The following is a 10214-nucleotide window of genomic DNA, read 5'->3' on the forward strand; positions in this document are numbered from 1 at the left end:
TACCATCCTTTGCCATTGCTCTTAATGCTATTCCCGCTGCTATTACTGCATCCTTCTTTGCTGATTCTACTGCAACTTCTTTTTTGTCATCTTTAGCCGGAGCAATAGCAATCTCTGCTGCATTTTTTGCTTTATCAATTTCATCAACATTAACAGCTTCAGAGGACTTAGCAATAGCTTGTAATATATCAGCACCACTTACTGCCCCTACTGATGCACTCGCCTTAGCTGCCTCAGTATCTTGAGCTCTATCATCATTTTTCTTTGCAAATAACTGTCCAACTTTCTTCTTATCAGAATCAATTGTCTTATCAGCTTTTTCATCTCCTTCATTCTCTTTCAAAACTACACCAACAATAGTCCTAATACCCTTAACAAGTAAATTGACACTTGTAGTGTCCGCCGCTACAGCATCCTGACCTTCTTTCACAGCATTTCCAATAGCATCACCACCAGTAGCCCCTTTTGCAGCTTCTTTTGCTCCCTCAGCAATCTTATCTACAGTCCCACTAATAAACTGCTCAACAACTGTTTTAACTTTTTCATATTGCCCATTCTTTTCTAAAATTTCGTTTAACTTTGCTTTAGTAGTTTGCATACTCTTCTCAATATCACTAAAATATTTCCCTATTTCACTTTTCTTTGTGTCCGCTTTTATTCCCAATGTCCCTGTAATCATATCGCCAAAACTCACAAATACTTCCATAAATCCTTTCCCTAAATTTACCATCTCACTCAAAAACACTTTCTCTGGATCTCTACCCCCACTATTACATCCCATCATCACCACCATCATCAATATTATTCACTTCTTTCTCATTCTATCCCACATCTTATTCACTCTCTCTTTCCCTCTCTTCCCTTTTATTTCTCCTTCTTTTACTTCTCTATTCATTTTTTTCGCCTCCTTATTTTTTTAGCCTTTTTAGCTTTCTTATAGCTTATCTTTTATGTATCAGAAGCAAAAAAATATGACTTATATAACACATACAATACTGCAAATAAAAAAGAGAGCTTTATTGCTCCCTTTAATAAGGTTCTTATTTAATTATTTCAACAACTATATTCAAATTCTAATACTTACCTGCTGCTTTTGGATCTCTTGCCTTATCTACTTCTTCCTTTACTTTCTCCAAAACACTCTTTACCGTCTTCTTCACTATTTCCTCTACTGCTCCCAATAACTTATTTACTGCGGTTATCCCTACTTTTTGTACTTCTTCTTTTCCTCCTTGTGCCTTAGAATTCCCTCCTGCTGCTAGTTTACTTGTCTTCACTAATGAACGTAGCGATATACCTCCTGCTACTGATGCCGCTTTTGGAGTATCAGTATTTGATAAGTGAGCTGCTTGACCTCCTCTTGCAAAACTCATAGCACTTGTTGTACCATCCGCATTATTTGATAGCGCAGCATCATTCTCTCCTGACTTAACTATTGAGTCTAATATTTCCTCACCACTTACTGCTGTTAATATTATCGCTGCTTTAGATACATCTGTTGCTGCTGCTCCTGCAGTACTTGTAGATAATATTTTAGCTCCATCTTTATTAGATACACTATCTATTGACAAAGTTGTAGATCCTGTTTTTAAAGCTTTAACACCTACACCTGTTGCAACTTTTACTATTTCTTTTAACGAATTATATGCCTTCTTTAATGCATCATCATCTGCTGCCACTCCTTGTTTAGCACTAGTTTCTGCATCACCCACTACACTCAAATCCCCTACTGTCCCTAATGACTCTATATACCCTTTTAACATATTTAAAACGGCCTTAGCTGAATCAACTGCTTCTCTAATTGGATTTTTTGATGAAACACTTTTACCATCACCTATCTCTGCTTTTTTTGCTACTTCTTCTAACTCATTTGATGTGTCTTCTAGCTTCTTACCTAAACTCCTAAAATGATTCCCTACATCCTCTTTCTTTGTAGTTGTGTTCACGCTAAATCCCAATACATCTGACATTAACTCTATAAACGCATAAAATGCATTCTCTGCACTTCTCCCTACTTCCAGCAATACTTCACTTAAACTTCCCCCTCCTCTCCCGTCTCCTCCTGTTCCTTCCCCTTTCACTCCCCCACTATTACATTCCATCACCATCACCACCACCAGCACCATTATTCCCTTTACTATTCTTCTCACTCTCTTCTCCTCTCCTCTCTTTCCTCTCTTTCCTCAAAACACTATATAAAAAAAAGATACTAAAAGCTTAACTCTCAGTATCTCTCCCTTACAACTTTATTTATCTTTTTCTACTCTTTAGTTATATAAATAATAAACCTGACTATTGATTTTGCCCACCAGAATCACTCTGCTCAGATGCTAAAGGAGTATCATTATTAATTTTCATTACGTTTTTTACTTCCTTAAGTCCCAAATCTATTGTTTTTCTTATTGCTACTGTTAATGTGTCTAATGCCTTAGTTAACGCACTTATTGCTGCTCCTTTAACTGCAGAAGTAATAACTCCTTCATTATCAGCAGCACTAGCATTAGCAAACTTACCACCTTTTGTCATTGCTCGCAGTGCTATACCTCCTGCTATAGCTCCATCCTTAGCATTTTGAGCAACACACCAGATTGATTAGCAATAGTATTAGCAGCACCATTATGCTTAGCTAATTTAGCAGCATCAGTATTTTTAACCATAGCCTGTAATATATCAGCACCAGTTACTGCTCCTACAGCCTTTGCTGCATCAACTGCTGCCTTTTTTGCATCAACATTAGCACTTGCATTAGCAAATAATTTACCTGCTTCACCAGCATCGTTACCCCTTTCGGCAGAACCATCTTCAGCTTTTTTAGAATCCCCAGCTTCAGCATTTCCTATATCTCTAAGTACAACATCTACAATTTCCTTAATTCCTTTGACTAATTTATCAACTTCAGCACCTGCAACACCACCATTATTTTGAGCAGCAACATTACCAATCATCAAGTCATTACCTTCAGTACCAATAGTCTCACTAGCAGTCTTAGCTCCCTCTATTATCTTATCAAGTGTCTCACTAATCAATTTATTTACTGCACTCTCTATTCCCGCCGCATTCGGATTCCCTTCTTTCTTCATATCATTAACAATTTTATTAAGCCCATCTTTCAACCCCTTGCACAGTATCCTGCACTTTCTTAAAATATTTCCCCCACATCAGATTTCTTACCCTCCAAATTTAATCCCAATACACTCCCAATAATATCACCAAAAGATGTGAAAACACCAATAAAATCATTTCCCAATTCTACCAAAGACCCTAAAAATTTATTCTTCATCTTCTCCTCTTCCAATACCCCACTATCACAGCCCATAACAACCATAACGAAACTAATTCTAATAATGCGTCTAATGCCTCTCATCTTCTTTTTCCCTCCTTAACATTGCTCTTAATGTTATATTCCTCTGCTGCTATTACTGCATCTTTCTTTGTTCCTTCCTCTTTAATTTCTTTTTTGTCATCCTTAGCCATAGCAACAGAAATCTCCGCTGCATTCTTCGTTTTTTCAATTCCATCAGTAGCATCAACAGCAAGATTCTCTTTAAGATTTAGCTATTGCTTGCAATATATCAGCACTACCTACGGCTCCTATTTTAAATTGATCAATTATGAAAATACCAAGCACGCATAAAGCTTAAAGTTATATTTAACTGCATAAAATTAAAAAAAGGGTTATTTAAGTGAAACATTTCTTTTGTTTTGTGCTATGAAAACAGAGGAGATGTTTTCGTTTTAAATTTAGTTAGATATTAATGTATTTATATCTTGTGTTAATTCAAGACTTTCATTTATTTGTCATATGATGCTATTTACTATAACGAATACTATCTATAAGTATGGACTATATGTGTTATAAGCTTATATTTAAAAAAATTTTGGCCTACCTTTATTTAGGTTCTATTTTTATTTCTTATCGATAATTATTTATTATTATCCACTAGATACTGCTTTTAACAAGATTGATTAACAAGTACATTATTTATTGTTTTCAATGAAAAATTACTGCCTCATTTAAACTTATAACAATACAAAATAAAAGGCAACCTAGAATCATATCTAAGCTTCCTTTTATTCTTCTAATTACTAAATAATCTAAAATTTACTTCTATTTACCTTCTTAACTTGCCTTATTACTTACCTACCTCTGCAACTGGTTCTTGTGAAACTCTCGCCTTATCTATTTTTCCCTTTGCTTCCTTAAGAACATTATTTACTGTCTTCTTTATGATTTCTTCTACTGCTACTAATAATTTATTTACTGCACTTACTCCTACTGCCTGTACTTCTTCTTTTCCCCCTGCTTGACCATCTGCTGCTCCTGCTCCTAGTTTACCTGTCTTCACCAATGCTCTTAACGCTATCCCTCCTCCTACTGCTGCTGCTTTTGATTGATCGCTATGTGATACATGATCTACTGTTCCTCCTTTTGCAAACTTTAATGCACTTGTACTGCCATCTGCATTGTTTGACACTCCTGTACCCGCATCACTTTCTTCTGATCCAACTATTGCTCCCAACATCTCCTCTCCTCTTATACTCGCCAATATCGCTGCTGCTTTACCTGCATCTTGAACTCCTGGATTACCACCACTTGTAGCCAATATCTTAGCTCCATCCTTATTATCTGTTCCATTATTCCCTACTTTCAATGCTGTGCCTCCTGCTTTTGGCTTTTCAACTCCTCCTTTTTCCGCTACTTCCACTATCCCTTTTAATCCATTAAATATTGCTTTTAACTGAACATCATCTGGTGCTGTTCCTGCTCCTTGAGCATTATTTGCCTCACCTACTACATTCCCATCACCTATCCCTTTTAATGATTCTAAATGCCCTTTTAATGTACTTAAAGTAGTCTTAGCAGTATCAACTGCCGCTCTTATTCCCTTATTTAATATACCTTCTTTATCAACATCTGCTGATGCTTTTTCTGCTACTTTCTCTAATTCTGCTGATGCAATCTCAAGCTTCTTACCCAGCCCATCAAAATAATCACCCACTTCATTCTTCTTAGTAGTTGCTTTAACAACAAATCCCAAAGAACCTGAAACTAATTCCAAAAATGAATAAAATACATTCTCTGCACTTCTCCCTACTTCCAGCAGTACTTCACTTAAACTTTTAGCTCCACTCCCGCCTCCTCCTGCTGCTCCTTCTCCTCCTGCTACTCCCCCACTATTACATCCCATCACCACCATCACTACCATCACCATTATTCCTTTTACTATTCTTTTACTTCCCTTCTCTCTTCCCTTCTCTCTTCCCTTCTCTCTATACTCGCTTATACACTCTTCTATATTTCCTATTCCTTTCTTCTCTTTCATTCCTTTCCTTCGCCTCCTTGTTTTTTTTATTATTTTCTAGCTTATCTTTAAAGAATTAGAGGCAAAAAAATATGTGTTATATAACACATACAATACCGAAAATACAAAAAAAGAGAGCTAACATAAGCCCTCTTAACTAATTACTTTACTCACTAATTCAAGTTACATTACAAATATTACTAATTTCATCTATTTACCAACTTTAGCAATAGGATTCTCTCCTTGTTTAATTGCTCCTAATACCTCACTAATACCTTTTAACCCTTCATCCACTGTATTCCTAATGGCTATTACTAGTGCACTTAACACCTTATTTACTGCACTTGCTACTGCTCCATTGACTGCATTTGCTGATTTTTCTTCATCTTTAGCCGCCAACTTCCCTCCTTTTGCCATTCCTCTCAATGCTACCTCCCGCTGCTATTATTGCATCTTTTTTTACCGAATCTACCTCAAACTCCTTATTATCTTCTTTTTTAGAAGCAGCAATCTCTGCTGTATTTTTTGCTTCTTCGATTTTAATCTCACCAGTACCGGCTTCAGCAGAACTAGCAATAGCTTTCAATATATCAACCCCACTTACTGCTCCTATTGTTGCACTTGCTGCTGCTGCTTGCTGTTCTGTTCCACCATTATCTTTACCACCAAACAACTTACCAATTGATTTTTTCTCAGCTTCTGCTGTCTTAGTAGCTCCTGGATTACCCTCATCCCTTTTTAAAACTATCCCAACTATCTCTTTAATTCCTTTAACAAGCGCATTTATACTTGCAACTTCTGCAGGATTAGCATCTTCACCTTTCTTAGCATTTCCTATCACATCACCACTAGCACCACTAGCTGCTTCCTTGGCTCCTTCTTCAATCTTACTTATCTTCCCAATAAATTCCTCTACCTTCTCTTTCACCTTCGGATAATGCCCATTCTTTTCTAAAATTTCCCCCAATTTCACTTTCACTACTTTCATTGTATTCTCAATCTTAGTAAAATAAGCTCCTATCTCACTTTTCTTTGTATCTGCCTTTATTCCCAACGTCCCTGTAATCATATCGCCAAAACTAACAAATACATCTAAAAATCCTTTCCCTAAATTTGCTATATCACTCAAAAATACCTTCTCTGGATCCTTACCCCCACTATTACATCCCATCATCATCACCATTAATATCACTACTCTTATTTTCCCCTCTACTTTTTTCTCTTTCTTCATTCTTCTAGCCTCCTTATTTATTATTTTTTTCTAGCTTATCTTTAAAGGAGTAAAAGAAAAAAATATTTGTTATATAAAATACACAATACTGCAAATAAAAAAAGAGAGCTCTTTTGCTCTCATTAACTAAGTTTTTATTAAAAAATTTAATTATATTCTAAACTGTACTAGCTATCTTATTCTTTTATTCATTAATTTTGGCAACAGACCCTTCTCCTTGTTTAATCTCTCCCAATACCTTATTTATCTCTTTTAATCCTTCATCCACTTTATTCCTGATTGCTATTGTCAACGTACTTAATACCTTATTTACTGCACTTGCTACCGCTCCATTGACTGCATTTGCATCTTTAGCACTCTGATTAGCCGCAAATTTACCATCTTTTGCCATTCCTCTCAATGCTATCCCTCCTGCTATTACTGCATCTTTCTTTGCTGATTCCTCTTTAATCTCTTTCTTATCAGCAACAACTGGAGCAATTGCTATCTCTGCTGCATCTCCAGCTTTCTCAATTCCATCATTAACATAATCTTTAGGATCTTCCTTTGATTTCTCTATCGCCCTCAATATATCAGACCCACTTATTGCTCCTATACTTGCCGCTGCCTTTGCAATATTTTCTTCTTTGGCATCAGCCTTACCAGCATCATTAACAAATAGTTTACCAACATCCTTCTTATCATCCCCTGTTTTAGTAGCTCCTGCATCACCCTCATCTTTCTTTAACACTATTCCAACTATTGCCTTTATTCCTTTTACTAATGAAATAACTGAATTCTTGTCAGCTGCCACTGCTGCTTGTCCTGCACTAGTAGCACCACCAATAGCAGTATCACTTGTAGCACCCTTTGCTGCATCCTTTGCTCCCTCTTCGATCTCACTTATCTTCCCAACAAATTCCTCTACCTTCTCTTTCACTTTCTCATATTTCCCATTCTCTTCCAAAATCTTCCCTAATTTCCCTCTCACTTCCTTCATTGTCTCTGCAATCTTACCAAAATATCCACCTATCTCACTTTTCTTTGTTTCCGCCTTTATCCCCAATGTCCCTGTAATCATATCGCCAAAACTCACAAAAACATCTAAAAATCCTTTCCCTAAATTTACCATCTCACTCAAAAACACTTTCTCTGGATCTCTAACTCCCCCACTATTACATCCCATCATCATCACCATCATCATCATCATCACCATTAATATTACTACTCTTATTCTCCCCTCTCCTTTTTTCTCTATCTTCATTCTTTTCGCCTCCTTGTTTTTTCCTTTTTTTATAGCTACTTTATAGCTTTTATTTAAAAGCAAAAAACAAATAAATGAGGCTTTATATAACATACACAATACCGAAAATAAAAAAAGAGAGCTTCATTTAGTGCTCTCTTCACTAATATTTCTACCTAATCATTTTCAACGATATAAATAATATAAATATTACTGCTTCCCTGATGCTTTCGGCTCTCTTGCCTTATCTACTTCTTGCTTTACTTTCTCCAATACATTCTTTACTGTCTTTTTAATTATTTCTTCTACTGCTACTAATAACTTATTTACCGCACTCACTCCCACTCTTTGTACTTCTTCCTTTCCTCCTGCACTACCATCTTCTGCACCTGACGCTAATTTACCTGTCTTAACTAATGATCGTAATGCTATTCCCCCTGCTACAGCTGCTGCTTTTAAAGTAACATTCTGTGCTAAATTATTTCCAGTAGTACCTCCTTTAGCAAAACTCATAGCAGTTGTCTGGGCATCCGGAGCAGATCCTCCTAATACTGCATCTCCTTCATTTGATTTAACTATTGATGCTAACATTTCACTGCCACTTACTGTTGTTAATATTGCCGCTGCTTTTACTGCATCTTGATTTCCTGGCTTATTACCAACAACTGTGGCCAATATCTTAACTCCGTCCTTATTATCTGTTCCATTATTCCCTACTTTGACTGCTGTGTTTCCTACTTCTGGCTCCAAAACACCTTCCTTTTTAGCTATCTCTACTACTCCTTGAAATGCCTTAAAGGCTTTCTTCAACTCATCATCAGCTGGTGTCGTTCCTTGAGCATTACTTGCTGCATCACCTACTTTTTCACTATCACCTATTTTTGCTAACGATTCCACACAACCTCTTAATGTGCTTAAAGTAATCTTAGCCGCATCAACTGCTTCTCTTATTCCCTTATTTAATAAACCTTCTTTGTCAACATCTGCTGATACTTTTACTGCTACTTTCTCTAACTCTTCTGATGCAACACCTATCTTTTCTCCTAGACTGTTAAAATACTTACCTACATCTTCTTTCTTTGTTTCTTTAGTCACACTAAATCCCAAACTCCCTGACACTAACTCTAAAAATGAATAAAATGCATCCCCGGCACTTCTTCCTACTTCCAGCAATACCTCACTTAAACTTTTAGCTCCACTCCCGCCTCCTCCTGCTGCTCCTTCTCCTCCTGCTACTCCCCCACTATTACATCCCATCACCACCATCATCATCACAATCATCAATCCCTTTACTATTCTTTTACTTCCCTTCTCTCTTCCCTTCTCTCTATACTCGCTTATACACTCTTCTATATTTCCTATTCCTTTCTTCTCTTTCATTCCTTTCCTTCGCCTCCTTGTTTTTTTTATTATTTTCTAGCTTTCTTATAGCTTATTTATTAAGAATTAGAAGCAAAAAAATATGACTTATATAACACATACAATACTGCAAACAAAAAAAGAGAGCTTTCTTGCTCTCCCTTTGCCAACATTCTTACATAATAACTTTAACTACATTTCAATATATAATAATTCACCTATTAATTAGATTGATTTTAGAATTGTATCTCATTTTACCTCCAACCTATCAACCTTATTTAACCTTATTCAATATACAATAAATAATTATTGATAAATTATTTATTTTTGATAAAAATAGCAAAAATTATAAAAAATTTGCAAAAAAATTTAAACTTATCCTTTATATAGAAGAAATATTTACTTATTTAAATATCAGCGTTAATAAAATTCCTATAGTTAAAGTAATAATGGTCCCAAACATCCAAGCATGTAATTTAAATGTTCCTTTAACCTCTGATGCGAATTTATCTATCTTAGTATCAAGTTCCATTTTGTTCACTTCCATATCTTTCCTAACAATATCTATTTTAGTATCAAGTTCTTTAATATCTGATTTTAAGCTATTCTCAATAATATCGATTTTGTTATCAAGTTCTGTAAATTTAATATCTATCTTAATATTTAAATTATTCTCTACGGTATCAATCTTAGTATCAAGTTCTTTAATATCAGATTTTAATTCATCCCTTACTTTATCAATTTTGTTATCAAGTTCTTTAATATCTGATTTTAAGCTATTCTCAATAATATCGATTTTGTTATCAAGTTCTGTAAATTTAATATCTATCTTAATATTTAAATTATTCTCTACGGTATCAATCTTAGTATCAAGTTCCCTAATCTCAGCCTTTAAACCACGCTCTAACATCTCCAATTTTATGTCAAAGTTCTCTTTTAAATATTGAAGATCTTTAATAGTAAGCTCATTTTTATAGTATCTATAAGACAAATCGTCAGCAATCTCTCTATTAATACCAGCTTTTACAAGCTCATTGAATACCATCTGCCTAGTAATTACAGGTTCCATTTGCATATACTCCATAAAGAATCTCCTTAT

The 10214-nt window shown here is 35.3% G+C and carries 6 protein-coding genes and 3 pseudogenes; all 9 read right to left on the minus strand.

Annotated features, from left to right (window positions below):
• Positions 1-796 (minus strand): variable large family protein (locus tag U880_RS0100855; RefSeq protein ID WP_235047967.1); only part of this gene is annotated, 796 nt, incomplete at its 3' end.
• Positions 797-1073: 277 nt separating this feature from the next.
• Entirely contained in the window at positions 1074-2126 is a 1053-nt protein-coding gene (locus U880_RS0100865) for a variable large family protein (RefSeq protein WP_051373842.1), read from the minus strand.
• Positions 2127-2292: 166 nt separating this feature from the next.
• Positions 2293-3364: pseudogene (locus tag U880_RS09720) on the minus strand (variable large family protein).
• Positions 3365-3369: 5 nt separating this feature from the next.
• A pseudogene (locus U880_RS10690) lies at positions 3370-3595 on the minus strand (variable large family protein); the annotation flags it as partial.
• 538 nt (positions 3596-4133) lie between these two features.
• Positions 4134-5213, minus strand: coding sequence for a variable large family protein (locus U880_RS0100885; RefSeq protein WP_084543149.1), 1080 nt, complete (start codon positions 5211-5213; stop codon positions 4134-4136).
• 300 nt (positions 5214-5513) lie between these two features.
• Positions 5514-6534: pseudogene (locus U880_RS09725) on the minus strand (variable large family protein).
• A gap of 184 nt (positions 6535-6718) precedes the next feature.
• Positions 6719-7777 carry a variable large family protein gene (locus U880_RS0100895; RefSeq protein WP_024654404.1) on the minus strand — a complete coding sequence of 353 codons (1059 nt, stop codon included), beginning with the start codon at positions 7775-7777 and terminating at the stop codon, positions 6719-6721.
• Between the two features lie 189 nt (positions 7778-7966).
• The gene (locus U880_RS0100900; RefSeq protein ID WP_051373843.1) at positions 7967-9037 is read right to left on the minus strand and encodes a variable large family protein; all 1071 of its coding nucleotides are present in this window, start codon (positions 9035-9037) and stop codon (positions 7967-7969) included.
• A gap of 481 nt (positions 9038-9518) precedes the next feature.
• A complete protein-coding gene (gene bdr / locus U880_RS11620; protein WP_024654406.1) occupies positions 9519-10199 on the minus strand; it encodes a Bdr family repetitive protein in 681 nt (226 codons plus the stop codon).
• Between the last annotated feature and the right edge of the window lie 15 nt (positions 10200-10214).

The organism is Borrelia hispanica CRI (assembly GCF_000500065.1).
GTDB lineage: Bacteria > Spirochaetota > Spirochaetia > Borreliales > Borreliaceae > Borrelia > Borrelia hispanica.